Origin of the sequence: uncultured Alteromonas sp. (assembly GCF_963976965.1) — a bacterium.
GTDB classification, from domain to species: Bacteria; Pseudomonadota; Gammaproteobacteria; order Enterobacterales; family Alteromonadaceae; genus Alteromonas; species Alteromonas naphthalenivorans.
The window spans coordinates 42,728-67,016 of the sequence record NZ_CAXBMP010000004.1 but is presented as its reverse complement, the minus strand read 5'-3'; the positions used below and the strand labels follow the sequence as shown (position 1 = coordinate 67,016).

At 45.4% G+C, this 24,289-nt stretch carries 26 protein-coding genes; 12 read left to right on the top strand and 14 right to left on the bottom strand.

Going from position 1 to position 24,289, the window contains the following annotated elements:
• Nucleotides 1-5: 5 nt before the first annotated feature.
• Nucleotides 6-938 carry a hypothetical protein gene (locus AAC006_RS04635; protein ID WP_126872146.1) on the bottom strand — a complete coding sequence of 311 codons (933 nt, stop codon included), beginning with the start codon at nt 936-938 and terminating at the stop codon, nt 6-8.
• A gap of 196 nt (nt 939-1,134) precedes the next feature.
• Between AAC006_RS04635 and fkpA the strand changes: the two genes are divergently transcribed.
• A complete protein-coding gene (gene fkpA / locus AAC006_RS04630; protein ID WP_288389460.1) occupies nt 1,135-1,911 on the top strand; it encodes an FKBP-type peptidyl-prolyl cis-trans isomerase in 777 nt (258 codons plus the stop codon).
• Between the two features lie 252 nt (nt 1,912-2,163).
• Here the strand turns inward: fkpA and AAC006_RS04625 are convergent, their stop codons facing one another.
• A complete protein-coding gene (locus AAC006_RS04625) occupies nt 2,164-2,451 on the bottom strand; it encodes a hypothetical protein (RefSeq protein ID WP_288389459.1) in 288 nt (95 codons plus the stop codon).
• A gap of 175 nt (nt 2,452-2,626) precedes the next feature.
• Here AAC006_RS04625 and greB point away from each other — a divergent pair, with 175 nt between their 5' ends.
• Both greB and AAC006_RS04615 read left to right on the top strand, forming a co-directional pair.
• Nucleotides 2,627-3,112 (top strand): transcription elongation factor GreB, encoded by a 486-nt coding sequence (greB, locus tag AAC006_RS04620; protein WP_211070261.1) that lies wholly within the window; start codon nt 2,627-2,629, stop codon nt 3,110-3,112.
• Nucleotides 3,113-3,274: 162 nt separating this feature from the next.
• Nucleotides 3,275-5,647, top strand: coding sequence for a Tex family protein (locus AAC006_RS04615; protein ID WP_126872124.1), 2,373 nt, complete (start codon nt 3,275-3,277; stop codon nt 5,645-5,647).
• Between the two features lie 187 nt (nt 5,648-5,834).
• On the opposite strand, the gene AAC006_RS04610 is transcribed toward AAC006_RS04615, so the two are convergent.
• From AAC006_RS04610 to bioH, 3 genes are all read right to left on the bottom strand, one after another.
• A complete protein-coding gene (locus AAC006_RS04610; RefSeq protein ID WP_126872125.1) occupies nt 5,835-6,920 on the bottom strand; it encodes a putative metalloprotease CJM1_0395 family protein in 1,086 nt (361 codons plus the stop codon).
• Between the two features lie 17 nt (nt 6,921-6,937).
• Nucleotides 6,938-7,270, bottom strand: coding sequence for a hypothetical protein (locus AAC006_RS04605; protein WP_013786715.1), 333 nt, complete (start codon nt 7,268-7,270; stop codon nt 6,938-6,940).
• A 199-nt stretch (nt 7,271-7,469) separates the two neighbouring features.
• Nucleotides 7,470-8,300, bottom strand: a complete 831-nt coding sequence (bioH, locus tag AAC006_RS04600; protein WP_288389454.1) for a pimeloyl-ACP methyl ester esterase BioH — start codon at nt 8,298-8,300, stop codon at nt 7,470-7,472.
• A 152-nt stretch (nt 8,301-8,452) separates the two neighbouring features.
• Between bioH and AAC006_RS04595 the strand changes: the two genes are divergently transcribed.
• Nucleotides 8,453-9,172 (top strand): phosphoribosyltransferase family protein, encoded by a 720-nt coding sequence (locus tag AAC006_RS04595; RefSeq protein WP_126872126.1) that lies wholly within the window; start codon nt 8,453-8,455, stop codon nt 9,170-9,172.
• Between the two features lie 46 nt (nt 9,173-9,218).
• Here AAC006_RS04595 and AAC006_RS04590 read toward each other — a convergent pair whose 3' ends face one another.
• On the bottom strand, nt 9,219-11,843 hold the full coding sequence (locus tag AAC006_RS04590; protein WP_339890788.1) for a M14 family metallopeptidase: 2,625 nt from the start codon (nt 11,841-11,843) through the stop codon (nt 9,219-9,221).
• Between the two features lie 113 nt (nt 11,844-11,956).
• Here AAC006_RS04590 and nfuA point away from each other — a divergent pair, with 113 nt between their 5' ends.
• The 6 genes from nfuA (at nt 11,957) to AAC006_RS04560 (ending at nt 15,910) form a co-directional block, all read left to right on the top strand.
• Nucleotides 11,957-12,535: a Fe-S biogenesis protein NfuA gene (gene nfuA / locus AAC006_RS04585; protein ID WP_013786719.1), complete on the top strand. Its 579-nt coding sequence runs from the start codon at nt 11,957-11,959 to the stop codon at nt 12,533-12,535.
• 17 nt (nt 12,536-12,552) lie between these two features.
• Nucleotides 12,553-12,786, top strand: coding sequence for a hypothetical protein (locus tag AAC006_RS04580; RefSeq protein WP_013786720.1), 234 nt, complete (start codon nt 12,553-12,555; stop codon nt 12,784-12,786).
• 191 nt (nt 12,787-12,977) lie between these two features.
• Nucleotides 12,978-13,670 (top strand): aspartate/glutamate racemase family protein, encoded by a 693-nt coding sequence (locus AAC006_RS04575; protein ID WP_129740458.1) that lies wholly within the window; start codon nt 12,978-12,980, stop codon nt 13,668-13,670.
• 36 nt (nt 13,671-13,706) lie between these two features.
• A complete protein-coding gene (locus tag AAC006_RS04570) occupies nt 13,707-14,090 on the top strand; it encodes a VOC family protein (protein ID WP_013786722.1) in 384 nt (127 codons plus the stop codon).
• 113 nt (nt 14,091-14,203) lie between these two features.
• Complete coding sequence (locus AAC006_RS04565; RefSeq protein WP_339890784.1) at nt 14,204-14,857, top strand: class I SAM-dependent methyltransferase; 654 nt, start codon at nt 14,204-14,206, stop codon at nt 14,855-14,857.
• A 60-nt stretch (nt 14,858-14,917) separates the two neighbouring features.
• Nucleotides 14,918-15,910 carry a GyrI-like domain-containing protein gene (locus AAC006_RS04560; RefSeq protein ID WP_339890782.1) on the top strand — a complete coding sequence of 331 codons (993 nt, stop codon included), beginning with the start codon at nt 14,918-14,920 and terminating at the stop codon, nt 15,908-15,910.
• A gap of 39 nt (nt 15,911-15,949) precedes the next feature.
• Here the strand turns inward: AAC006_RS04560 and AAC006_RS04555 are convergent, their stop codons facing one another.
• Complete coding sequence (locus tag AAC006_RS04555) at nt 15,950-17,218, bottom strand: MATE family efflux transporter (protein WP_244360156.1); 1,269 nt, start codon at nt 17,216-17,218, stop codon at nt 15,950-15,952.
• Nucleotides 17,219-17,397: 179 nt separating this feature from the next.
• On the opposite strand from AAC006_RS04555, the gene AAC006_RS04550 reads away from it, so the two are divergent.
• Nucleotides 17,398-18,594 (top strand): polysaccharide deacetylase family protein, encoded by a 1,197-nt coding sequence (locus AAC006_RS04550; protein ID WP_288389451.1) that lies wholly within the window; start codon nt 17,398-17,400, stop codon nt 18,592-18,594.
• Here the strand turns inward: AAC006_RS04550 and AAC006_RS04545 are convergent, their stop codons facing one another.
• From AAC006_RS04545 to AAC006_RS04520, 6 genes are read right to left on the bottom strand one after another with little or no spacing between them, the layout of a single operon-like run.
• Nucleotides 18,595-19,188 (bottom strand): GNAT family N-acetyltransferase, encoded by a 594-nt coding sequence (locus AAC006_RS04545; RefSeq protein ID WP_013786727.1) that lies wholly within the window; start codon nt 19,186-19,188, stop codon nt 18,595-18,597.
• 15 nt (nt 19,189-19,203) lie between these two features.
• A complete protein-coding gene (locus tag AAC006_RS04540) occupies nt 19,204-19,872 on the bottom strand; it encodes an SCO family protein (protein ID WP_339890779.1) in 669 nt (222 codons plus the stop codon).
• Nucleotides 19,869-20,819, bottom strand: a complete 951-nt coding sequence (gene cyoE / locus AAC006_RS04535) for a heme o synthase (RefSeq protein ID WP_126872137.1) — start codon at nt 20,817-20,819, stop codon at nt 19,869-19,871. Before cyoE ends, AAC006_RS04540 begins: the two co-directional genes overlap by 4 nt.
• Entirely contained in the window at nt 20,812-21,879 is a 1,068-nt protein-coding gene (locus AAC006_RS04530) for a COX15/CtaA family protein (RefSeq protein ID WP_339890778.1), read from the bottom strand. Before AAC006_RS04530 ends, cyoE begins: the two co-directional genes overlap by 8 nt.
• An 8-nt stretch (nt 21,880-21,887) precedes the next feature.
• Nucleotides 21,888-22,433, bottom strand: coding sequence for a hypothetical protein (locus AAC006_RS04525; protein WP_339890776.1), 546 nt, complete (start codon nt 22,431-22,433; stop codon nt 21,888-21,890).
• Entirely contained in the window at nt 22,426-23,133 is a 708-nt protein-coding gene (locus tag AAC006_RS04520) for an SURF1 family protein (protein ID WP_339890774.1), read from the bottom strand. Before AAC006_RS04520 ends, AAC006_RS04525 begins: the two co-directional genes overlap by 8 nt.
• A gap of 33 nt (nt 23,134-23,166) precedes the next feature.
• Between AAC006_RS04520 and AAC006_RS04515 the strand changes: the two genes are divergently transcribed.
• On the top strand, nt 23,167-23,376 hold the full coding sequence (locus tag AAC006_RS04515; RefSeq protein ID WP_057795172.1) for a DUF2909 domain-containing protein: 210 nt from the start codon (nt 23,167-23,169) through the stop codon (nt 23,374-23,376).
• 14 nt (nt 23,377-23,390) lie between these two features.
• On the opposite strand, the gene AAC006_RS04510 is transcribed toward AAC006_RS04515, so the two are convergent.
• Entirely contained in the window at nt 23,391-24,287 is an 897-nt protein-coding gene (locus AAC006_RS04510; protein ID WP_126872141.1) for a cytochrome c oxidase subunit 3, read from the bottom strand.
• Between the last annotated feature and the right edge of the window lie 2 nt (nt 24,288-24,289).

Genomic DNA, 24,289 nt, shown 5'->3' with positions numbered 1-24,289 from the left:
CTACTCTATTTACTGCGCTGCCATACTTCGGCAAGACCACTGCTACTTTCTGTCACAATATTACCATCGGACATAAAGCCAACGCCATAAACAACTGCAGTTGGCGGTGAAACAGTGTCTCGTGATGCAACCTGCCAAGCGTCAACTTCCTTTCCACTATTCAAATCCCATAAATACACTTGGCGTGATGGTGAGCCTGTTAGCAAATACTTACCATCATCAGAAAATACAGCATCAGTGAAGATTTTTTGTCTCGCAATAAAACTCAGCCCACTAATGGCCTCGCCAGTTTGCACGTTCCACACTTGTGATTTGCTTTGGCTATCGGCAGTAAAGGCAAAACGGCCTTTGTCGTCTAACGCCACTTTGGTTACCCGAGAAGGGTGCGTGAAGGTATGAATTATTTGCCCTGTATCTGTGCTCCATAAATACGCGATATAGTCGTTGCCACCAGTGAGCGCAAACTTGCCATTCGGGGAAATATCAATAGAGTTCACTTTTTCTTGATGCCCTAAAAACTCTAGTCTGCGCTGCGTTTTAGGCTCAAAAAACATGACCTTACCATTCGAACGAGCCACTAAGATGCCATTACCGTTATTCGAGATGGCGACATCTCGAATAGACGCTTCGTCAATACGCCAAAAGCCAATTGGGTCGCCGGTTTCAATGCTCCACAGCGCAAACGCTTCTCTGTCGGCAGTGACAACATGAGTATTGTCGGCTGATATATGTAACGAAACGACTAAATTATTGCCTTCCCCTTGATGGCTCCATTGATATAAAGGGGTGTCTTCGCCTATTTGCCATACATTGATGCCATTATTGATACCTGATACAACGGAGATAGTGCCATCCGGCGATATATCAGCTGCATAGGCCCCTTCTTCCACATGCCGCCATTGTTTAATTGGCGTGGTCTCAGGGAAGGTACATCCTATAGATCCACTTATTAATAAGGTGAGTAACAATAATCTGGGGAACATTTGAGCCCTAAACATAATCAAATAGGTTTCGCTTTGTGAATGCTAGGTTTAACATAGCATGGATCACGCATCTTTCACTATCGTGCAGACTGCCCTGGATGCAGCAGTTTAAACATAGACGCATGATGATAAAAATTTATGGAGACGTTTTATGCAGAAGTCGCTTGTTGCCTTATCTACTATTGCTGCCCTAGGCCTTTTTGCCTGTCAGCCAAATACCTCTGATGAGGCCGCTACTACCGGCACTGACATCGCTGAAACCGCCGATGTTTCGACAGAATCAATGACAGACGTACAAAAACAAGCGTACGCTATGGGTGCAAGTATGGGCTTGTTCGTGAGCAACCGCGCACAACAGCAAGAGCAACTGGGCTTTCCGCTAGATGAAGCGGCGTTGAAAGAAGGCTTTGAAGATGGCCTTAACGATACACTGAAATTTACCCCACAAGAAATTCAGCAAATTGCTCAGCAAGGCGAAGAAGTACTTCGTGCTAAGCAACAAGAAATGGCGCAAAAGGCCGCACAAGACAATATTGAAGCCGGCGCGGCGTATTTAGAAGAGAACGCCAAGAAAGATGGCGTGACTACTACCGACTCTGGTCTTCAGTATGAAGTGTTAGAAGAAGGTGAAGGCGCAAGCCCAGCAGCTGAAGATGTCGTTAAAGTTCACTACCGTGGCACATTGTTAGACGGTACTGAATTCGATTCTTCATACAAGCGTGGTGAGCCAGCTCAATTCCCACTTAACCAAGTTATTCCTGGTTGGACTGAAGGCGTGCAGCTTATGAAAGAAGGTGCGAAGTACCGCTTCCATATCCCTTCTGATTTAGCGTATGGCGAACGTGCTACGGGTTCAATTACACCTAACTCAACGCTAATTTTCGACGTTGAATTGCTAGAAATCGTTGAAGAAGCGGCTGCTGAGTAATATCACGCCGCGCTTCAACGCTGTGTAGCGGTTACGCTTTTGCGTTTGCCACTAACAATAAAAGCCGACACTTACATAAGTGTCGGCTTTTTAATGCGTTAACTAAGGGTAGTACTAGAAAGAACGAGTATAAGTGAAGGCTGCATCACAGATATCGCTACGAATACAGCAAACACACACCTTGCCTAGAAGGTGTATTAGACAGTTAACCATTCGATAACTCGCTGTTTATGCGGCCTATCGACAACCTATTTAAGTATGACGTGGTGGCGCGCGACGCCGTTCACGCTGCATTTTAAATACCGCAAAATGATTTAACAGATATTGCCCAAGCTTATACATCAATAAGCCAATCACGAGATACCCTGCGGTTATTAGGCTATCCATACGTACTACAATATCAAGTAAGCCGTACAGCACCATTAACGCGCCAGTTAAAAACAGCATGAACCCGGCTATAGTGCCGCCCATTGATCTGTTAGTTTCAGCTCGGCGCCTGTCTACAGGCTTTTTTTCCACCTTTCGTGCTTCATCTTCCATTCGAGTTTCCCGCTCATTAGCCGGTTGTTATTTATACTGCGACAACAACCTAAAGGTTTATGTTCAATATTTGCACAAAGTGGTTTAAATGGGAGATTTCGACGCATTTGTTTATTGCGTTCTATTAATTCACCCACATACACTAGCCATAAGATTTCAATTTAGCTAAATAATTGTGAAAACACCACTGATAACACGAAAAGGATATTTAAAGTTAAAACAGGAACTTGACCACTTGTGGCGGGAAGAACGACCTGAGATCACTCGAAAGGTAACGTGGGCTGCCAGTTTAGGTGATCGGAGTGAAAACGCAGATTACCAATATAATAAGAAAAAATTACGTGAAATCGACAGGCGCGTACGTTACTTACGTAAGTGTTTGGAAAACCTAAAAGTTGTAGATTATAGTCCCCAGCAGGAAAATAAAGTTTATTTTGGTGCTTGGGTAGAAATCGAAAACGAACAAGGGCAGGTGCTAGAACTTCGCCTTGTGGGTTACGATGAAATATTTGGCCGTCGAGATTATATTTCTATCGACTCTCCTATGGCTCGAGCCCTAGTGGGGAAAGAAGAAGATGATGATGTTACGGTAAAAACTGAAACAGATGTAAAAGAATGGTGGATAAACCGTATCTGGTACGATCCAACCGATAAACTGTAATAAAGTTAAAACGTTTTCCATGAATACTGACCATACAAACAGGCTTCTCCTGACCCGTCGCGGTGGTATAATTGCCGCCAGTTATTCCAACTAAAATGAAAGCGGTGTAAAAAGGCTAATGCTAGCCCCTACATCCTTATTTGCTATTGCCTAGAGCGTATTATGATTATTAACAAAATTGCCGAAGAACTTGCCGTACAAACTTCCCAAGTCAGTGCTGCGGTTAAGCTTCTTGATGAAGGTTCAACGGTGCCGTTTATTGCACGTTACCGTAAAGAAGCCACTCAAGGGCTAGACGACACTCAGTTACGTACGCTTCAGCAACGTCTTACTTACCTTCGTGAACTAGAAGACAGACGCCAAGTCATCTTAAAATCTATTGATGAACAAGGAAAACTGTCTGATGAGTTGAAGCGCAATATAACCGGCGCTGACAGTAAGACCACATTGGAAGACTTATACTTACCCTTTAAGCCTCGTAGACGCACCAAAGGTCAAATAGCCATTGAAGCAGGCCTTGAAGGCTTAGCAGATACCTTATTTGCTAACCCTGACCAATCTATCGACGAATTAGCTGCTGAATATGTTAATGCCGAAAAAGGCGTGGCTGATACTAAAGCCGCGCTTGAAGGCGCTCGCTTTATTTTAATGGAACGGTTTGCTGAAGATGCGGCACTGCTTGGTAAAATTCGTAACTACCTTGTTGAAAACGCACATATTAAAAGCACAGTAGCAAACGGTAAAGCGCAAGAAGCGGTTAAGTACAAAGACTATTTTGAACACAGCGAAAAATACAAAAATGCACCCTCACATCGCGCCCTTGCTATGTTTCGTGGTCGTAACGAAGGCATGTTGAATATTCAACTTGATGCCGACCCGCAGCAAGATGATGCCAGTGCGCCTTCTCACTGTGAACACCTTATTGCTAGCCACTACAATATTATGCACCGTCAACGTCCTGCCGATGATTTCTTAACGCAAGTAGTGCAGTGGGCGTGGAAAATTAAAATCGCCTTACACATGGAAACTGAGTTATTCAGTAGCCTTCGTGAACGCGCTGAAGAAGAAGCGATTGAGGTGTTTGCTAAGAACCTTAACGATTTGCTAATGGCCGCTCCTGCTGGCGCTAAGACCACCATGGGTCTTGATCCTGGTCTGCGTACGGGAGTGAAAGTCGCCATCGTTGATAAAACAGGTAAAGTTGTCGCTAAAAATACCATCTTCCCCCATGCGCCTCAGAATCAGTGGGACAAGTCACTGCGTACCCTCACCACTATATGTAAGCAACATAAAGTTGAGCTTATTAGTATAGGTAATGGTACAGGCTCCCGCGAAACCGATAAGCTTGTCGGGGAAATGCTTAAAAATAACCCAGAGCTAGGTGCACAAAAAATCGTGGTAAGCGAAGCCGGCGCCTCGGTTTATTCAGCCTCTGAATTAGCCTCAAACGAGCTACCTGATTTGGACGTGTCTATACGTGGTGCAGTTTCAATTGCTCGTCGTTTGCAAGACCCGCTAGCCGAGCTTGTAAAAATTGAACCTAAAGCCATTGGTGTAGGCCAATATCAGCATGACGTTAGCCAAAGCCAGTTAGGTAAATCTCTCGACCGCGTTATTGAAGACTGTGTAAATGCTGTGGGTGTAGATTTAAATACGGCCTCACCCGCGCTACTTAGTTATGTGTCTGGGTTAAACAAGACGCTGGCAAATAACATTGTGCATTTTAGAGATACTAATGGCGCCTTCGACAATAGAAAAGCACTAATGAAAGTCGAGCGTTTGGGGCCAAAAGCCTTCGAACAAGCCGCTGGATTCTTACGTATTGTAAATGGAAGTAACCCGCTAGATGCGTCTGCGGTTCACCCCGAAGCTTACCCTGTGGTTGATAAAATTGTGGATACGGCCGCAGTAGCGGTTAACGATCTTATCGGTAACACAGAGCTACTAAAAACCTTATCGCCTGATACCTTTACCAGTGATGCTTTCGGCTTACCCACGGTAAAAGATATTTTAAGTGAGCTTGATAAGCCAGGCCGCGATCCTCGCCCTGAGTTTAAAACTGCCACCTTTAAAGAAGGGGTAGAGACCATTAAAGATCTTACCCCGGGTATGATTTTAGAAGGCGTGGTGAGCAACGTTGCTAACTTTGGCGCATTCGTGGATGTTGGTGTACACCAAGATGGTTTAGTGCATATTTCAGCGCTAACCAACAAGTTCATTTCAGATCCACGGGATGTAGTGAAAGCAGGAGACATCGTTAAAGTTAAGGTGCTTGAGGTAGACGTACCACGTAAGCGTATATCGTTTACTATGCGTTTAGAAGATACCCCAACCTCGTCGAATCAAGCAGACAAAAGCAATAACAGCAATGGCGCTGCTAACGCAAAGTCTAATGGGAATCCACGAACTAATGGGTCTCAGCGTGGTAATCCTCGCGCAGATAAGCCCCACAAGCGTGGTGGCGGACAAAGCCAGCAGCAAAACAGTGCTATGGGTAATGCCTTTGCCGATGCGTTCGCTAAAGCAAAGAAATAACGCCTAACGCCATTGTTTACTCGCGCGATTATAATTTTAAAGCCAGCATACATGCTGGCTTTTTTGTATCTATCCAATGGAAGTTTGTATTTATGAGAGTGGTGCTGTTAAGAATACATGTTGTTGGTCGTGGGCGGTAAGCGGGGCTAAATAAGCGCTATAAGTATTAAGTGATAGGCACCAAACCCTAGGCGCTAGCGGAAAAACCTTCACGTACTGGTGTATAGGCTTGCGTGTAGAAATTTTGGATGCGGCCAATACGGGCTGAATTGGCTTGGCTTTCTTGGTCACTGCCGCTATTGGCTTCATCTTGTAAGGCTTGGTCACCAAATGCTAATGAGCGCGTATCAAAACCACCACCAATCTCATTTGAAGCTTCACTAGTACTTTGTGCTCCTTGGCTCGCGGCGCTTGGTGATCCTTGGCTTACAGCATCTTGCTCAACCGTTTGCGCTTGTAAAACAGCTTCGTCTAATGCCCTTGTAGGGCGTTCAACACCCGCATTATCGGTAATTTCATCAATATCAGGGGGCGTGATATCTGATGCGCTAGGCGATACCGATGATGTTGTAGCGTTGTCTTCAGCGATTTCGCTGCGAGCTTCAAACGATTTTTGGGTAGCTTCTGCTGCCACTTTTAAATCTTGTGCCGAAGGCTCAGCTGGGGCGAGTGCAGCAGCACGTACTTGCTGCATTTTACGAAGGGTTTCTTCAGGGCTATTTAGTTCAGAAATATCAATAGACACTTCACCATCGGTAACATAACGCTTGTTATCTGGCCCAGTGGTATATTCGTATTGCGGCGACCCAGCGTATTGTCCACCCGCAGCGGCATGCGCCTGTTCGTGAGTACGGACCTCTTGATCACGTGCCTCTAAATTACTTATCTCTTGCTGTTCTTCTGTTTGCTGTTCAGACTGTGAGGCTTGCTGTTGGCTTGATTCCCGTTGGCTTGATTCCTGTTGATCGTGGGCATTTTGTTTACCCGCGCTTTCATCAGAGCCATTGTCTTTTTGTTCGCCAAACACGCTTTCAAACGCGCTTTGCAGTTCAGTTTGGACTTGGGGGCGATCGTAGGTAACAGGCGCAGGCGTTTGTCCCGGATTTCGAGCTTTGTCACTGTCCGAACCTAGGCCTTTTTGCGATGCCCCTTTCTCTGCATCTCCCGACTGAGGGATAGTTTCACGTAATGCATTGTCTCTTCTTGCAGACTCAGTATTAACGTTTGCAGTAGGGTACGCTATGGCCGTGAGGATAGGGGTAACAATGTTCACATTACACTCCTACACTACTACGCTAACGTATCGATTATGGTGCCTATGGTGTCATTTGCCACATCAAGCACCTTGGCGGAAGCCTGAGCATTGATACTGTTGATTTTCAATGACAACAGATTAGTGGTGACATCATCTTGGGAAGAGGGAAGTATATTGCGTACATTCTGTAAGCTTTGGGTGACAGGATTGGCTAAAACTGCTTGCGGATCTCGCTCTGCGTTCGTGGTTTGCTGGGCAATATTAGACGCAGCCTGCGTAATACCATTATTGGCATTCTGCAAACCAAATTGTCCGGACAAAATCGCGGAATTTATATTGTTACTATTTACACCTGATATACCAGACATACACTACCTCTACACTCTCATGTGCAATTATTAACCAAATTGCACTAAATGAAAAGGTCTGTACCGCTCATAAGACTTAACTGGCTGTGAAAACGAGCAATATTCTTCCCTCTCGCCTAGTCTTTCACTGGCTCGACATTAAGGCGTATATACTTGCAGCCGCTATACAACACCTAAACACAATGTTGAAAGCATCGGGTCACGATGCTTTTTGTTGATATACGCTTGATGCAAAGCTAAACAAAATATCGGCGCTTTGTTGAGGGTGAGAAATAAACGGCGCATGCGCTGCGTGGGGTAACACCACCGTATCGGCTTGAGGGTGCAACTCGCAAATACGATCTATGCCACTGGTAGGCACTAGACTATCTAAGCGACCATATAGACGAAGAGTTGGCACCGTTATACGGCCAATGTCTTGGCGTAAATCTTCTGTAGAAAGAATTCTCAAGCCTTGTTTCAGTGCGTGCTGGTCAGGTTCTGGGTATTCACTGATATGCCCGCGAATGGCTTTGATATCTTGGCGGGCCGTATCGCTTCCCATCGCTTGAATAGCCAAAAAGCGCTCTAGCGTTCTATTGTAGTTACTCTCTAACTGACTTTCGAACATGGCCAGTAAATCACCTGCAATACCAGGCCAGCAAGGGCCAGCGATGAATCGAGGTGTAGAGGCTATCGTAACTAAACCTTTAAGCGCTAAACCCTTAAAATCTTTACCAATTAGGGCTAATCGTTGCGCCACCAAACCACCTAAAGACCACCCTACAACAATACTTTCTGGTGGGATATATGGCGCTATCATTTGTGCTAAAGACTCAGCGTCATAAGGGGAAGGCACGTGCTGAGCGTTTTCGCCGAAACCGGGAAGATCGATAGTGGTGACTCGAAAACTATTCGTTAAATAGGGGATAAACGAGGTAAAAGCGCCACTATTCATACCCCAACCGTGAAGGAAAACCAGATCGTTTCCTGTACCTTGAGTTCGGGTGACAAGCGGTGTGTTTGTATGCAAATCTTTCACTGTATACATCCTTTGGCTGTTGCATGAAGAAGCAAACCTAATAGGCTGCCATGTATGCATGATTACCCATTATCTCAAAAAATGCTTAAAGACACGTCATCGTACTGTCGCTACGTGCGAGAAAAAGCGACTTAACATAGGAATACAAAAATTCACGTACTATGAATCTTTCATGCTTACTATGTTATCAAGCAAGTCCTGCGCCAGTATGTCATTGGTGTGAACATGATATATTTTTTTTCTCGGCCAAAGATCACGGTAATAATTTACTATCCTTTGGGCCAGTTGGTCGGCACGTTAAGCATAGTGCGTATCAGCAACTGTCGGTACTGGCTTTACATACTTACCCAATAACCACCTTAATTCATGGCTTTAAGTTTCAACATTCACTCACTTCGGGGAAGGTATTAGCCAAGTGGTTTGTCGGTAAACAGCAACACTTAGCTCATCATACACCGCCTCTACCACACACCACGGCGCAACTTCTCTTACCAGTGCCTTTAAGCTCGTGGCGGCTGGCAACGCGGCATTATAATCAGGCTGCAGTGCTAGCTAAATCCATTGGTAGTGCACTGAATATTCCCATTTGCACCAATTGGGCGATTCGACAAGGTAGGTCTGCTCAGCATCATTTAGGGAAAGCACAAAGGCTTCAGCATGCTAAGCAGGTGTTTTCACTAACGCCACAATGTATTGATAAACTAGTCGCTTCTAACCCTGATCTTAAGCGCATTGCCATCGTGGATGATGTCATTACTACCGGTGTTACGGTAAACGCATTGGCAAGCTTATTGAGAGCTCGCTACCCACAACTTAGTATTTTAGTGTGGGCAATGACCTTTACACCGCCCCCCAAAAGCTCACTGCTGGCAGCAAGGTAATCGAAACCGCTACCACTACAATTCTTACTACCTAACAACTCGCGACTTACTTAAGAAAGCCTGACTGATAAATAGCATTACTTAGCATTTTGTTCGTGCCATACCAATAGCCTCGGAATTGCGTATTGTCGGTAAACCCAATCACTACACCTTTACCCTGCTTTGTAGTTATCACAGCAGGCGTTTCGGCAATAAGTTTCACCAGCTTTTCATCACTGAATCCTGCCAGCAACGGCGCTGAGGTATAACGCGCTGGCGTAGTAAATGGCGTGTAGTAATTGTTCACCACCATATTACTGGTTTTAAACATAGGCAGGGTGGTGTCGGTATAACCGTAAAAAAGTGGATGGGTAATATCAATTTCAGCTTCATAAACCGCGCCAGCCACCAACTTTCTTGCATATAACGCCGATTTATCGCCAAACGTTAGTTTGTCTTCATCAAACTTACTGTCTATTTCTTCTCTATCTACTATATCGACGTTTAACCATTCATTGGCTGCAAAATAACGAAGGGCAGATTTTTGTCCAATCAACACACCGCCATTTTTAACCCAAGTAGATAGTGCGTCTATCGTATCATTCGATAGCGAATAGCGACCACTGGCAAACACAATATGGGTATAACCTGACTGTAGCGCATTACCTAGCTTTTGTTGCTCCACAATACTAACCGGCAACCCCACTCGGGTGTCGAAATAATGCCACATTTCTCCCACTTCATATTCACTTACGCCCTCGCCCCCCACTAGCAATACTTTAGGCGCTGAAATGGGCTGGATTGAGCGGCTTCCTATATCACTGCCTGTAGGCGTTAACCCACTTGCCAGTGCGTAAACCGGAATTTTTAAAGCGCTAGCCTGTTCTGTCAACAGGTTAAGTAAGTTATCAGGTTGTGCTAAGTCCGTAGGAATAACAATGCTTCCCGAGGTAAACGTATGACGCTGATTATTAACCAGCTTAGCTTCAAACGCATTTTCGCTACTTCTTACACTTACCCCTGCTTCTAATAACGATTGAAGCAAGGCTGGCGCGTAGTAATCGTTCCATGAAAAGGCGTATGCATAGGCATTGGCAGGTAACGAATCGCTAAGTACAGGCATTGCTAATTGTGCATTGGCAGCCGTTTTTACGTCGCGAAAATCCCGTTTTTCAACCACCTCAAACGGTAGATTAAACGCCATCGCCATGTTCCACGATGACACGTCGTAGAAGGTGTTATTTTCAAACGAGGTTTGGGTTGAGAATATAGACGTGATGAGTCGATACTGGGCCTGCGCGGCAGGAATATAGATAGCACGATTAGCGCGAAAGGTTTGCTTGCCTATTTCAGAATCTTTGCTTACCACCTCGAACTTAATGTTGTGCTGCTTAAGCAGCGACAACATGGCGTTAAATCTGCCGCTATCATTCGATTCACCCACAATGTAACCGCTAATATCACCGTCTTTTGCTAGTGCTTGCGTGTCTTTAACAAAAGCAGACTGATAATCTAAAATAGCCGGTTTGTTGGCAAGGGCGCCTTCAAAAGTACTTAACGACGTTGTAATTTGATTTGCGATGGTGGTAGAAAATGCCAATGGCCCATTGATAGATTCTTGTAAATGTCCGCGAGAGCTCGCTTGTTCGAACAAAATACCTATGCTGCCATGTAAATCAGGGTAGGTACTGCCCTTACCGGCGTAAAAGTCGTCAAATGCCTCTTCCGAGAAATACAGCTTCCCTTGTTTATCAAAGGCTTTGGCGTGATAAGCCGCCAGCGCTTCGGTTAAGGTTACGTTCCCATCCGGCGTAATTGGGTTTTTACGCGAGCGTACACCTGGCTGAAAAAAGTAGGTACTATCGGTGCCCATTTCATGAAAGTCGGTAAGAATATGCGGGCGCCAGCGGTGAAATTGCTTTATACGCGCTTGGGACTCAGGGTGAGCCAACAACAACCAGTCGCGATTTAAGTCAAACCAATAGTGGTTTGTGCGCCCTGATGGCCAGCCTTCATCATGCTCACGGGTATTACTATCTGCAACAAGTTGCTTTCCTCTGTGCATATTCGCCCATTGCGCGAAACGAGATAACCCATCGGGGTTGAAAGATGGGTCTAACAGCACAATATTGTTGTTCAGTAACGCATCGATTCGCGTACCTTGCCCAGCGGCTAAGTAGTAAGCTAGGGCTAATGCAGCATTGGAGCCTGAAGGCTCATTACCGTGAATGCTGTAACCCATATAGAAAATAAGTGGCGCACCCGCTTTTACTTTATTGCCTGAATTCATGGCATCGATATGCGCGGTACGCATACTTTCTATGTTAGGGCGGTTCGACGGTGCAGTAATGGTAAGTAGCAATAGCTCACGATTTTCATGGGTTCTGCCGGTGACTTCTAATGAGATACGATCGGAATGATCGGCCAATACACGCATGTAGTGTGTAAGTTGATCGTGACGTACGTGCCATTGACCAATATTCGCACCCAGTACTGATTCTGGCGTCGGAATATCTGGATTATATGTCACATCGGTTGGTAAATAGGCATGAACCGGTTTACCGCCCTTATCAAGAGTGACCATATTGGCATTTGCCGAAGCACATACGCACAAGACGGTTAACACTACAAATGGCGCAAGCCATTTTTGAAAATTCGAGTTTGAGGCGGTGCGAACCAAAGTTGCGAGCATAGTGATATCCGTCTTGTCGTTATGCGGTTACATCGAAACTAGTCAATACTTGACTGTTTTAGTCAGGTAAATTTGTTATCATAAACCAAATTTTAAATTAATAGGACTTACTGATGATTACTATATCAGAAGAAGCCCAGGCTCACTTCGTAAAACTGTTGGATAAACAAGAGACTGGCACAAATATTCGTGTATTCGTCGTAAATCCGGGCACATCAAGCGCCGAGTGTGGCGTGTCCTATTGTCCGCCAGATGCCGTTGAAGAAACTGATACTCGTTTAGAGTTCAATGGCTTCAATGCAGTGGTAGATGAAGAAAGTGTTCCATTTTTACATGAAGCAGAAATTGATTATGTCACCGATCAAATGGGATCTCAGCTTACGCTTAAAGCGCCAAATGCTAAAGCACGCAAAGTCGCTGATGATGCGCCTTTGGCTGAACGCATAAGGTACATGATTGAAGCTGAAATCAACCCTCAACTTGCTAGCCATGGCGGCCAAGTCATGTTGGCTGAACTTACCGAAGATGGCTTTGCTATTCTTCAATTCGGCGGCGGCTGTAATGGCTGTTCTATGGTTGATGTCACGTTGAAAGACGGCATTGAAAAGCAAATGCTTGAGCAATTTGCTGGGGAACTAAACGGTGTTCGTGACGCTACTGAACATGAAGCCGGTGAGCATTCTTACTACTAAGATGTTGTATCTCAACTATGTTTGATGTGCACAAAAGCTGGCGACGATTTAAATTAGGCCTTGCCTTGTTCGTTGCTGGCGTTGTGCAGCTTTTCACGTTAAGCCACTTAAGCACCTTCCTTTACTATTATTCTGTTACCACCTTGCTGGTAGGCTTTGTCATTGCCATGTCTGGCTATATAGGCATTTTCATGCAGCGTTTCGCCTTTTTAAAAGACAAGAAAATCCCCCCTAGTTTTAAAGACGATTAGTCGTTTACCTTCCGTTTTTTCACTCATACGTTTTCTTACATACTTTTGCTAATTCTCACGTTCAATGACCTTGTACTGGGCCGCTGATTGCACGTAGTCTAGTATTTATAACCTTACATTGGTTGTTCTTAACGTCATGTTTGTGACGGTTTTGCATACGTTTTTTGTCGTGCTTATTAAAGGGGGCTTAGATGAAAACCATTGGGCTTATTGGTGGTATGAGTTGGGAATCAACGGTTAGCTATTACCAAGTAATTAACCGGCTGGTGAATAGCCAACTTGGGGGACTACACAGTGCAAAAATATGCCTCTACTCGGTTGATTTTGCCGAGATAGAAGCTTTCCAGCGTAGCGGTGAGTGGGATAAAGCTGCCGATGCGTTGAAGCATGCCGCCCAGTCATTAGAGGATGCCGGCGCCGACTTTCTACTTATATGTACCAACACCATGCATAAGGTCGCTGCACAGGTAGCAAGCGCAGTAGCCATTCCTTTGTTGCATATTGCCGATGCCACCGGCGTGGCCCTGTGTGAAAACTCGGTCAAAAAAGTGGGCTTGTTAGGCACCCAATTCACCATGGAACAGGCGTTTTACAGCGAACGATTAGCGCAACAGTTTGATTTAGATGTAGTCGTGCCAGATAGTGACGACAGATTAGCCGTACATAAAATTATTTATGAGGAATTATGCAAAGGGGTTATTTGTGAAAAATCCCGTGACGCGTATATTGATATTATCAACAAACTAAAGGCGCAAGGTGCACAGGCCGTTATTTTAGGCTGTACCGAAATTGCCTTGTTGGTAAAGCAGTCAGACACTGATATGCCTCTTTACGACACCACAGCGCTTCATGCTGCTGAGGCTGTGAAAATGGCGCTAGAATAATCAGATAACAATATTTTGCCTATAAAAGGAAATGCTATGTTTAGTCATGTAATGATTGGCGCGAACGACATTGAAGCCTCGAAGAAATTTTACGATGCCTCTCTTGCTGTATTTGGATACGATGAAGGTGTTTACGATGAACACGGGCGTGTTTTCTACTTCACCCCGAAAGGTGTATTAGCCCTTACCAAGCCAATTAACGGCGAAGCCGCTACCCACGGGAATGGTTCAACGATTGGTCTTGCGGCGGCAAACCCTGGGCTTGTTGATGAATGGCATAAAGTGGGCGCAGCCAACGGAGGTGTTCCTTGTGAAGATCCTCCCGGTATTCGTGGTACCGAAGAACGCCAGTTGTACCTTGCGTATTTACGCGACCCTTCTGGCAATAAACTATGCGCAACTCACTTCGTTAAGAAATAGCCGAGAGTTTTTACACAGCTTTGAGCTTACAAACAGCCTTGAGCTTATAAACATCTACGATAAGCTCGTCAGTGCTACACTGGCGAGCGATTAGTCAAAATAGGTAAGCGACCATGACACCAGTAGAAACCGGGCTTGCTTACGATCAAATTACCCAGCGCTGGACTCGCCCAGAGTTTAATCGTAACAATGGTATTGCTCAGCATAAGGTCGCATTATCATTTCTTGACGTATTTCCGTCAGAACATGACTCCCCCCGAGCAACCTCAAATCTTCCGCCCTTAGCCCTTGATGTAGGGTGCGGATGTACGGGTAGATTTATTGATTTACTGCATGACAACGAGTTTGTTGTAGAGGGCATAGATATCTCAAGTGAGATGCTGACGTTAGTCAGAGAAAGGCACCCTAACAACACGTTTTATTTTGGTGACATTTGCACCTTCAACTTGCCCCATCAGTATCGTTTTATCAGCGCTTGGGACTGCCTGTGGCACGTACCACTTCACAGCCAAGCGGCGCTAATTACCAAACTTTGCCATGCACTACAGCCAGGTGGCGTATTGATATTTAGTTGTGGCGGTGTGGATGAACCCGGCGAACATACCAATACCATCATGGGGCCTGAAGTTTATTACGCTTCACTAGGTATCAACGGTTATGTGCGCCAAATTATCGAAGCCGACTGCTTTATTCGGCATATTGAATACGAGCAGCTGCCCGAGTTTCATACCTATTTTGTGGTGCAAAAGGCAATACCGCAAAAATAGTCGGGTATTATTTTATTCAACTTTGTATTGTTTGCTTAACTTAGATAACGCTAGTAACGTATGAACCCTTTATATCTTCGCCTTGATAAGGTTGCCGACGCCATTACAAAAGCGCCCGAGCGTGCCAGTGATCTTAGTCAACTTGCCTCCCTCGCGTGTACCTCTGAGTACCATCTTCATCGCGCATTTAACGCAAAGTTTGGTATTAACATTGGCGACTACGCTAGACAGCTTCGGTTGCACGAAAGCGCGTATAAATTAGCGTTTCGGCCACAAAAACGCATATTGGATATTGCAATAGAAGCGGGATTTAGTTCCCATGAAGGCTATGCCAAAGCCTTTAAAAAACATTATCGCCTGACGCCTTCAAGCTTTCGAAAAACACCTAACATTGAAGCGCTACATCAAGGCACGCTCGTCACCTCGCTATTAAACGCAAACGAAAAAGGAACGTCGGTACTTAAGAACGCTTCACATAACGTAAATAGCGCTTCTGAAAATCATCAACTCGATGTGTCAGTGGTTCAATTTCCAGCCCTAGAGATTGCGATGATGATGCATGTCGGCCCACCTAGCCGCATTATGAGCACGGTAGGTGAATTTATTACGTGGCGCAGAGAAAACAAGCTTCCTCCATCCACCAACCGCACTTTCAACTTACTGTATGATGACCCTGACAACACCCCACATGAGTTTTACCGGTTTGGTGTGGCGTGCCAAATTTTTGCGCCTATTACTGGGTCAATTCCTGCGCCAAGTAGCCAGCCCGCAAAAACAAGCGACCCTATCGCCACGCAGCAGTCTACAGTTACCAATCACGCTAACGTCATCACCACTACCATACCGGAAGGTTACTGCGCTAAAGTCCGCCATATTGGCACCGATGCAGCGTTAGGGGCGGTGGTGCACGATTTATATCACCAGTGGTTGCCTGATACACAATTTGAACTAAGAGACTTTCCTATTTTTTTAGAGCGTATTCGCTTTTTCCCCGACGTAGCCGCACATGAAGCCGTTACCGATGTATTTCTGCCTATCGAGATTGCTAAGTGATGTGGCCTTTTCCTTTGGCTAGGCTTAATTTGGTTTAGATTAGCTGTCGCACAATGCATTGCGCTGACTTAGCCGTTCGAAGCTCCATCCAAGCGTAATACCACGAGCAAGTAAGAACGCCAGCAATGCATACCACAAGCTGATATTGCCGAGAGACTGAGTAAAAAACCATACAGGGAAATATACTGCGATAGCACTAATAATCATGGTGTCGCGCATAGAAGATGACTTTGTAAGGCCAACAAATACACCGTCGTACAAAAAGCACCAATGTGCCAGCAGTGGCAGAATAACCATTAAAGGAAGGTAGGTTAATGCTGCGCTTACAATATTTTGATGTTCAGTTAGTAAGCTTATAATACCGTGACCGCCAAAATAGAAGATAGCACTGTAGCCTATTGCAAAAAGCGATGACCAAAATAACCCTTGGTACGTTCTGCGTTTTATTTCTGACGCATTGTTTGCGCCTTTGGCTTCACCCACCAGCGCTTCTACTGCGTAGGCGACCCCATCTAATCCTAGCGCTATTAATACGAAAAACTGCAGCAGAATAGCATTCACTGCCGCCGGCATTTCACCGAAACGTACGCCTTGTATCGTCAAAAACGCTAAGCAGGCTTGTAGCGCCAAATTACGCAATAGCATATCAGTGTTGAGCTTCATCAGTATTTTACGCGCTGCACGGTTGAACCAGCTTGCTTGTGGAGTAATACCTCTCACTTGCTTTAAGGCAACATACATCGCCATAAACGCCATGGAATATTCAGCAATAAGACTGGCTAAGGCAACTCCAGCCACCGACATAGACAGCACATAAACGAAAGTAATATCTAATCCTGCATTCACGAGGTTGCCGATTATCTGAATAATCATCACCGTGCGCGTTTTTTGCTGGCCCACCAAATAACCGATAAGCGCTAAATTAAGCATAGCAGCGGGCGCGCCCCATACTCTAACCTGATAATACTCCGTCAAATGCACCGCCACTGCATCTGATGGGCTCGCCAATGCCAGTCCTGCTGTAAGTATAGGCGCTTGTAATATGAGTAAACCCAGCCCTAAGATGGAGGCGACAGCAAGGGTCTGCCAAAGCACTTTGGCAGAGGAAAGTGTTGCATCTTTATGCCCTCTTGCCTGTGCGCTTAAGCCTGTTGAAGACATGCGCAGAAAACCACACACCCAGTAAATTTGGGTAAGTATAAGCGCCCCCACTGCCGCACCGGCTAACATGGCGGGCGCCGACATATGCCCTAAAACAGCCGTATCCACCAAACCTAGCAAAGGAGTGGTAATATTGGCCAATATCATGGGCAGCGCTAATGTGAGTAAGCGTGTATGATCGTGCCAAAACGTCTCAGATTGGCGTAGAGATTGCTTATCTTCTTGCACTCGCTTTTGCATTAATTATAGTCTCTGCATTAGTAGAACGCCGCGCTGACACGCAGTATAAAGCACTGCTATTAAATCAATTTCAACTCGGAGAAAACATGAAGTTTATCATGCCTTTCAATGTCATTTCGTGGATTAAATGTGACGCTATATTGGCGCAAATGAAAGGCAACCGACCACACTGGTTAGCACTTTTCTTTCTTGTTTGTTTTTCTGGCTATAGCCTGGCTGCTACTGATAACACTAGGCAGCCTACCCGTGAAATTCTTACTCAAAATGGTGTTATTTTGCTTTACCATCATGTGTCTGACAACACGCCGAAAAGCACCAGTATATCGCCTGAGATGTTCAAACAACATATGGCGTATTTAAAGCAACATCACACAGTTTTGCCTTTAGCAAAGGTCGTTGATGCTATCCAAAGTAAAACACCTCTTCCTTCCAACACTGTGGTGATAACCTTTGACGACGGGTACGAAAACATCCTTAAAAATGCCCACCCCATTATGGTTGATATGGGCTTCCCATACACAATATTTATTAACCCAGGGGAAATTGGTACCAATAGAAGCCAACTCACGTGGGCACAAGTTGAGGCAATGCATAACGACGGCGTTACTTTCGCTAACCATACACTTGACCACTTGCATATGCTGGATGGCAGAGTTTCTTCTAACGGCGCTGATAGCGGAACTAATGACGAAGCATGGCTTAAAAAGGTATGGCAGAATGTTGCTGAAGCCGAGGCTATTATTGATAGCAAAATTGGCGAATCACTTAAATATTTGGCCTACCCCTTTGGTGAGTTCAACCAAAAGCTAGCAGATAAGCTGGCGCAAGAGGGTTACATTGCGTTCGGACAACACTCAGGCGCTATAGGCCCTCACAGTAATTTTCAAGCATTACCTCGCTTCCCTGCAGCTGGCCCTTATGCCAACTTAGAAACACTAAAAACCAAATTAAACAGTATTGCTATGCCGGTATTATCGACCAGCTTTGAAGGTGAGCATATCCCAGAGGTGCAAGGCGCTAGTGACGAATCGAGACTCCCCCCTATTACGCTAACGATTAAGGGCGATGATGTACGTTTACGCCAAGTAAATTGCTTCTTTTCTGGCTCACCAGTTGAAACGAGGGTTGAAGGCAATGCGGTTACCTTCAGTATTGCTCAAGCACTTCCTGTAGGCCGTTCGCGAGTAAATTGTACCGCTCCGAGCAACTCTCAATCAGGAAGGTATTATTGGTATTCTCAGCCATTTTTTGTGGCAGATAAAAACGGAAATTATCCAGATTAGTTAAGCTGAAAGTGCATGAACAAAACGCACGAAGGTGCCGTTCACTGATTGCTCTTTAAAATTAACGTTTTGATAAAACCGAATGGCAGCAACATTACTAATTTGTACGTCTAGTACCAATGCCTGCTTTTTAAGTTCTATGGCGTAATCACGCATGTGGGCAATCATAGCCTTGCCGATTCCGCCGCGCCGAGCAATGCTATCTACCGCCACGTGACCTAGCATAAGTTCTGTTGCACTTGGCGGCGTTAAGCCTACAGCAACCGCTTGATTGCGCATTAGCACTGCCATTGCATCATCGAGATTGTAGAAGGTGGTAATGCTGTCTAACGAAGCACGGTCAAATACGGGCCCCAACTTGGTATGCCACGCCGTAATGACACCTACAACAACGTCATCGACTACCGCAACCCAGTGATTATTGCAGCCATATTGCCCATACTTACCTTTCCATGCATGGGTTAAAAAATCGAGAGTATGGCTTGTATCGCCATTGCCAAAAACGGAAACCAATAGATCTTCAGCGGCACTTAATAATAAGGGAACCGCTTGGCCAGCATCAGACACAAGACCTTGTCGGATTTTTATATCCATGCCTCCCATACTCACCTATAGTGCCGAATTTGAACTAAATGATGATGTAATCACTGGCATGTCATTAAGTATTTGCTGTGCGTCACTAATCGACAACTTGCCAGGCTCACGTTTTGGCTTAAAACGCCCTATCACCTGTGCTTTAGGATTAATAAGCACTACCGACGCACTATGATCGACAAGATAATTAGGATTATCTGTACTTTCAGCAATTGCGTACATCATGCCCAAGTTTCGAGCGAAGGGGAATAAGGCTTTATGCTCACCGGTCGCGGCAATAAAATTGGGGTTAAAGTAGCTAATGTATTCGTCGAGCCGATCTATTGAGTCACGATTAGGATCAATAGAAATAAACACCACTTTTATAGGAAATTCAGACTCAATGGCCTGCATTTGCGGGTAAATGCTGTTCAGTTCGGCCATCGTGGTAGGGCAAATATCGGGGCAAAACGTATAACCAAGAAACAACAAGCTCCACTGATTTTCTAGCGAAGCTTGGTTAAATTCATTACCTTTGCTGTCGGTCAGCGAAAAAGGCGCAATAGCACGAGGCTCAGGGTAAGCCTGAAAATATTCGGGAGAACTGCCATTAGACTGCCCCGTTGGCGACAAATAAATTGCCCCAAACACACCAGTCAATAATGCTAATAATGCAACAACGCCTACAAAAATCCGTCGGTTCATAAACTCAGTGGTACGTAGTGATCGAATAACAATACTACAAACAATACCATGAGATGAACAATTGAGAACTTAAAAGTTTTCATCGCGGTTTGGCTAGTGGCCGCAAATTTCAGTTTTACCGCGTAATACATAAAACCAACGTTAAGAAGTGACGAGCCAACAAGGTAAATTAAATCACTCATGCCCACCAAGTAAGGCAATAGGCACACCAAGCTAAGCAACACGGTATAAAGTAGCACCGAGGTTTTAGTAAATTCTATTCCATGGGTAACCGGCAGCATGGGCACTTTCGCTTTCGCATAATCTTTTTCGCGATGAATCGCCAACGCCCAAAAATGCGGGGGAGTCCACGTAAATACAATGAGTACTAACAACAACGCATGCGCATGAATTTCCCCGGTGACAGCAGTCCAGCCGAGAAGCGGTGGTGCAGCACCTGCGATACCACCAATCACAATATTTTGCGGCGTAGCCCGTTTTAAAAACATGGTATACACCACGGCATAGCCCACCAAGCTAGCAAGGGTAAGCCAAGCGGTAAGCATGTTCACCCATATGCTCAATACAACAAAGCCCATAACGCCAAGGGCCGCTGCAAACCAAGATGCTTTGGCGATACTCACTTTGCCTTTAGCCACAGGCCGATTGAAAGTACGTGCCATTTGGCTATCGATTTTATGGTCGACCACATGATTAATCACTGCGGCCGATGCCGACAACATACCAATACCCAGTAATCCACACACCAACGCGGTTGCGTCTACCCAGCCCGGCGAGGCTAAGCACATCCCCACTAACGCCGTGAGTAAAAGTAGCATCACCACATTAGGTTTTGTCATTTCGTAATAGTCGCGCCAGCTGATCTTTGCGTGCGAGCGGCTCTTTACTTGCGGGCTTGGCGACTGCTTACCTGCAACAGCGTTATTCAAAGGGATAGATTTAGCCATGATGACCTCCAGTAGAGTAGGAGAAAGAAGAGGTTGAAGGAGCAACTGACCACGTCAGCCATATCAATGTGAGTAACAGCATGGCGGCAACCGCATTGTGCGATACCGCGATAAACAAAGGTAAACTAAACAAAACGTTACTTAGACCAAGCGCCGCTTGTACGCATAACACCCCAAGCATGAGTACACACCCTTTTTTCACCGCCGTTGACAACTTACTGCTTCGTAACCACATGAAAGCTAATACCGTAAGGTAAATAAAGGTAATTACAGCGCCGAACCGATGCACGATATGCATGGTGGCTCGCTCACCGTAATTGTGTGCGCCAAACTCATAGTTTTGTGCTTCGGGCACACTGTACGCGCCTTGAAAATCTAACCGCTGCTGCCAGCCCGGCTCACAAATAGGCATATCGGTACAGGCGAGGGCAGCGTAGTTGGCTGATGTCCAGCCGCCTAAGGCTATTTGCCCTACTAAAATCGCCATACCTAAAAATGCCATTGCAGTCAGCTTGTTGTTCTTACTCGGGTATTGGGCCCCCTCGCGTAACGGTAGCGCCGTATTGCTTTTAGGTTGTTGCACGCTAACAGAGCTGTGTTTTCTAAGGCGTAAATAAAGTAAAAATAAACAACTTAGTACCGTAAAGCCTCCTAACAAATGCCCCATAACCACCACAGGTAATAAATTAAGAGTGACGGTCCACATGCCAAGCGCCGCTTGAAAAGTTACAAGACCGAGCAGCAACAAAGGCAGCTTAACGGGTGTGCCTTTATGGCGCTGCCTTACCGCGATAATGGCAATCGCCAAAATACATAGCCCTAACGCCCCTGCAAAATAGCGGTGAATCATTTCGTTCCATGCCTTATGCGCTTCTACTGGGCGCTCCGGAAACGCGGTATTGGCCGCAGCAACTTTCTCATCACTTAACGGCACGGTAAGGTTACCGTAGCATCCCGGCCAATCAGGGCAACCAAGGCCAGCATCAGTAAGGCGTGTGTAAGCCCCTAAAATGATAACTACTGCGGCAAGAAAAAGGCTAAACAGCACCAGTTTTTTCATAGCACCTCCTACCCAATTCGAGACAGTTTCAAGAGCTTTTTAATGTCAGCCAGCATGCTTCGGCTTTCCATTACAGCCGTGCTTCTGTCACTGTCTATTTGGTAATACAACATGGCGTTATTTAAGGTATCAACGATATACACACTTTGCTGTTTAAGGTTGGTGATAGGGGCATCGCTGACGCTCAAGGTATGCACGTTGGCGTACTCAGATAGTTGCTCTAGTGCTGTTACGTCACTTTTTCCAGTGAACAAAACTAACGCTTGTGCCCTGTCAGACTCTTTGCCTAAGGCCAGCCACACTTGGTTAATGCTAAACAATGCATTTTCACAAATGGCATCACAATTTTCCGGCAAGACATACAACAAGCGCCATTTTGGCTCTGTGCCTTCTAAAAGCGATGAAACATCAATGGTAGGCTGCAGCAACGCACCTTTATTGGTAGCACCTTGGTTGAACCAGTCATTTTCTAACGCAAGCTTAGCTAAAATAACGGGTAGCACGAACACGGCGACCATAACAATTAAGGTTTTCTTCGAGGCCGGATTACTCATATTGACGTCCTTTTTTCATAATTGCGAAACCGCCAATCAAGGCGGCTGCGATAGCAAGACCAAACCATTGAATGGCATAACCCAAGTGCTTTTCAGGAGGCATAACAACACGGTTATAACGCCTAACAAAAAGGTCATTCTTTGCCGTAAGTACTACGACATAGGGTAATAAGTTAAGTGATAGCAATTCACTGGCGGTACTGATTGAAATTTGCTGAATACGTGCCGGAAAGCGTGATGCTGATGTAAGCGTTTCTTTTACTAACGGGTTATGACTGGGCTGACTCACCACCCCTTCAAATTGTTGTGAGTGGTGGCTAATTGTCACAGCCGGTAGCGAGCGCGATAAATCTGGTGCAGGCAACCAACCATAGTTAACCAAAACCCACCCTGCGTTGGTTTGCACTGGCGCCAGTACGTCGTAACCTACTCGTTGTTCATGTATTTGGTTATCGAGCAATAACACCTTGTCGCCGTTTGGCGTACCTTCAAAAGAAACGGTTCGATCTTCGGGCGCTTTCATTGAAAGGGCATCGATGAGCGACAAGCTTTCTTTCCCCTGTTTTTCGGTTATGCTAACGATGCGTTGTTGCTTTTGTGCCATTCGGTCTAGTTGCCAGAACCCCAAGCTACACATCGCCATTACAGATAAACTCGTAATGACGATAGCGATTAATTTGGATGCTCTCACCTGATTCATTTGGCCAACCTGCACACTACTATTGAGGTTTATATGTTGATAAAAATAATCTTGGTTGCGTTGGTACTTTTCATGATCGTTAACCTTTTTATGGCCATGCGTGTCATGATGAAAAACGATCCCAAAGACGGTCCTATGAGCAAATACATCGGTCGCAGGGTGCTCACTTCTGCCATCATTGTGATTTTAATTTTAGTGGCAATTGGCACCGGTTTAATTACGCCAAACCCTCGACCATACTAGGCTTGGCGGCGCTTTTATAAAACGTAAACAAAGATATAAAGCATGACCCACACCACATCAACGAAGTGCCAGTACCAACTCCCAGCTTGAAAAGCAAAGTGGTTGTGCGGTGTAAAATGTCCTTTTAGCACTCTAAAAAACATGACAATAAGAATGATGGTACCAAGGGTAACGTGCATACCGTGAAAGCCCGTCAGCATGAAAAAGGTATTGCCGTAAATGCCTGACTGTAGCGTTAGTCCCAAGTCACGGTAGGCGTGAACATACTCTTCCACCTGTAAGAATAAAAACCCAATTCCCAACAAGATAGTGATGCCTAACATGACGGTGAGTTGCTTGCGTTTGTTCTGCTCCAAACCTACATGGGCAAAATGCAATGTAATTGACGATATAAGCAAAATAACCGTGTTAATGGTGGGTAGACCAACTGCACTCATTTCTTGTGTAGTGATGCCCCCAGGGGTAGATACTAGCGGCCACATGGCTTCAAATGTGGGCCATAGCACTTCGTTAGTCATCGCATTATTCGATGCACCGCCTAACCAAGGCACTGAAATGAATCGGGCGTAATAGAGTGCCCCGAAGAAGGCGGCAAAGAACATAACTTCAGAGAAGATAAACCAACTCATGCCCTGTCGGTATGAGCGTCCTAATTGGTCGCTATATAGCCCTGACATAGACTCATCAATTTGGTTTTTAAACCAGCCCACAAGCATCACCATTAGCACTACAATCCCTGCTAGGAGTATGTGCCCGCCATAGCCGGACTCTCCTTTAGTGGCTTCAATCACGAAGTTGCCCGCGCCAACGGCAATTAAAAATAACGCCACCGCACCTACAATAGGCCACGGGCTTTGTGCTGGTACATAATACTTCTGATATTCAGGGTACTTCTGATATTCTTGCTGCATTA

Coding starts and splice junctions, on each gene's coding strand:
- AAC006_RS04580 (WP_013786720.1), top strand. CDS start 12,553: ATGTTTGATGTGCACAAAAGCTGGCGACGATTTAAATTAGGCCTTGCC.
- AAC006_RS04545 (WP_013786727.1), bottom strand. CDS start 19,188: ATGGATATAAAAATCCGACAAGGTCTTGTGTCTGATGCTGGCCAAGCG.
- AAC006_RS04560 (WP_339890782.1), top strand. CDS start 14,918: ATGAACCCTTTATATCTTCGCCTTGATAAGGTTGCCGACGCCATTACA.
- AAC006_RS04575 (WP_129740458.1), top strand. CDS start 12,978: ATGAAAACCATTGGGCTTATTGGTGGTATGAGTTGGGAATCAACGGTT.
- nfuA (WP_013786719.1), top strand. CDS start 11,957: ATGATTACTATATCAGAAGAAGCCCAGGCTCACTTCGTAAAACTGTTG.
- AAC006_RS04625 (WP_288389459.1), bottom strand. CDS start 2,451: ATGGAAGATGAAGCACGAAAGGTGGAAAAAAAGCCTGTAGACAGGCGC.
- AAC006_RS04515 (WP_057795172.1), top strand. CDS start 23,167: ATGTTGATAAAAATAATCTTGGTTGCGTTGGTACTTTTCATGATCGTT.
- cyoE (WP_126872137.1), bottom strand. CDS start 20,819: ATGGCTAAATCTATCCCTTTGAATAACGCTGTTGCAGGTAAGCAGTCG.
- fkpA (WP_288389460.1), top strand. CDS start 1,135: ATGCAGAAGTCGCTTGTTGCCTTATCTACTATTGCTGCCCTAGGCCTT.
- AAC006_RS04570 (WP_013786722.1), top strand. CDS start 13,707: ATGTTTAGTCATGTAATGATTGGCGCGAACGACATTGAAGCCTCGAAG.
- AAC006_RS04605 (WP_013786715.1), bottom strand. CDS start 7,270: ATGTCTGGTATATCAGGTGTAAATAGTAACAATATAAATTCCGCGATT.
- AAC006_RS04530 (WP_339890778.1), bottom strand. CDS start 21,879: ATGAAAAAACTGGTGCTGTTTAGCCTTTTTCTTGCCGCAGTAGTTATC.
- AAC006_RS04540 (WP_339890779.1), bottom strand. CDS start 19,872: ATGAACCGACGGATTTTTGTAGGCGTTGTTGCATTATTAGCATTATTG.
- AAC006_RS04615 (WP_126872124.1), top strand. CDS start 3,275: ATGATTATTAACAAAATTGCCGAAGAACTTGCCGTACAAACTTCCCAA.
- bioH (WP_288389454.1), bottom strand. CDS start 8,300: ATGTATACAGTGAAAGATTTGCATACAAACACACCGCTTGTCACCCGA.
- AAC006_RS04525 (WP_339890776.1), bottom strand. CDS start 22,433: ATGAGTAATCCGGCCTCGAAGAAAACCTTAATTGTTATGGTCGCCGTG.
- AAC006_RS04590 (WP_339890788.1), bottom strand. CDS start 11,843: ATGCTCGCAACTTTGGTTCGCACCGCCTCAAACTCGAATTTTCAAAAA.
- AAC006_RS04595 (WP_126872126.1), top strand. CDS start 8,453: ATGAATCTTTCATGCTTACTATGTTATCAAGCAAGTCCTGCGCCAGTA.
- AAC006_RS04510 (WP_126872141.1), bottom strand. CDS start 24,287: ATGCAGCAAGAATATCAGAAGTACCCTGAATATCAGAAGTATTATGTA.
- AAC006_RS04550 (WP_288389451.1), top strand. CDS start 17,398: ATGAAGTTTATCATGCCTTTCAATGTCATTTCGTGGATTAAATGTGAC.
- AAC006_RS04520 (WP_339890774.1), bottom strand. CDS start 23,133: ATGAATCAGGTGAGAGCATCCAAATTAATCGCTATCGTCATTACGAGT.
- AAC006_RS04565 (WP_339890784.1), top strand. CDS start 14,204: ATGACACCAGTAGAAACCGGGCTTGCTTACGATCAAATTACCCAGCGC.
- AAC006_RS04555 (WP_244360156.1), bottom strand. CDS start 17,218: ATGATATTGGCCAATATTACCACTCCTTTGCTAGGTTTGGTGGATACG.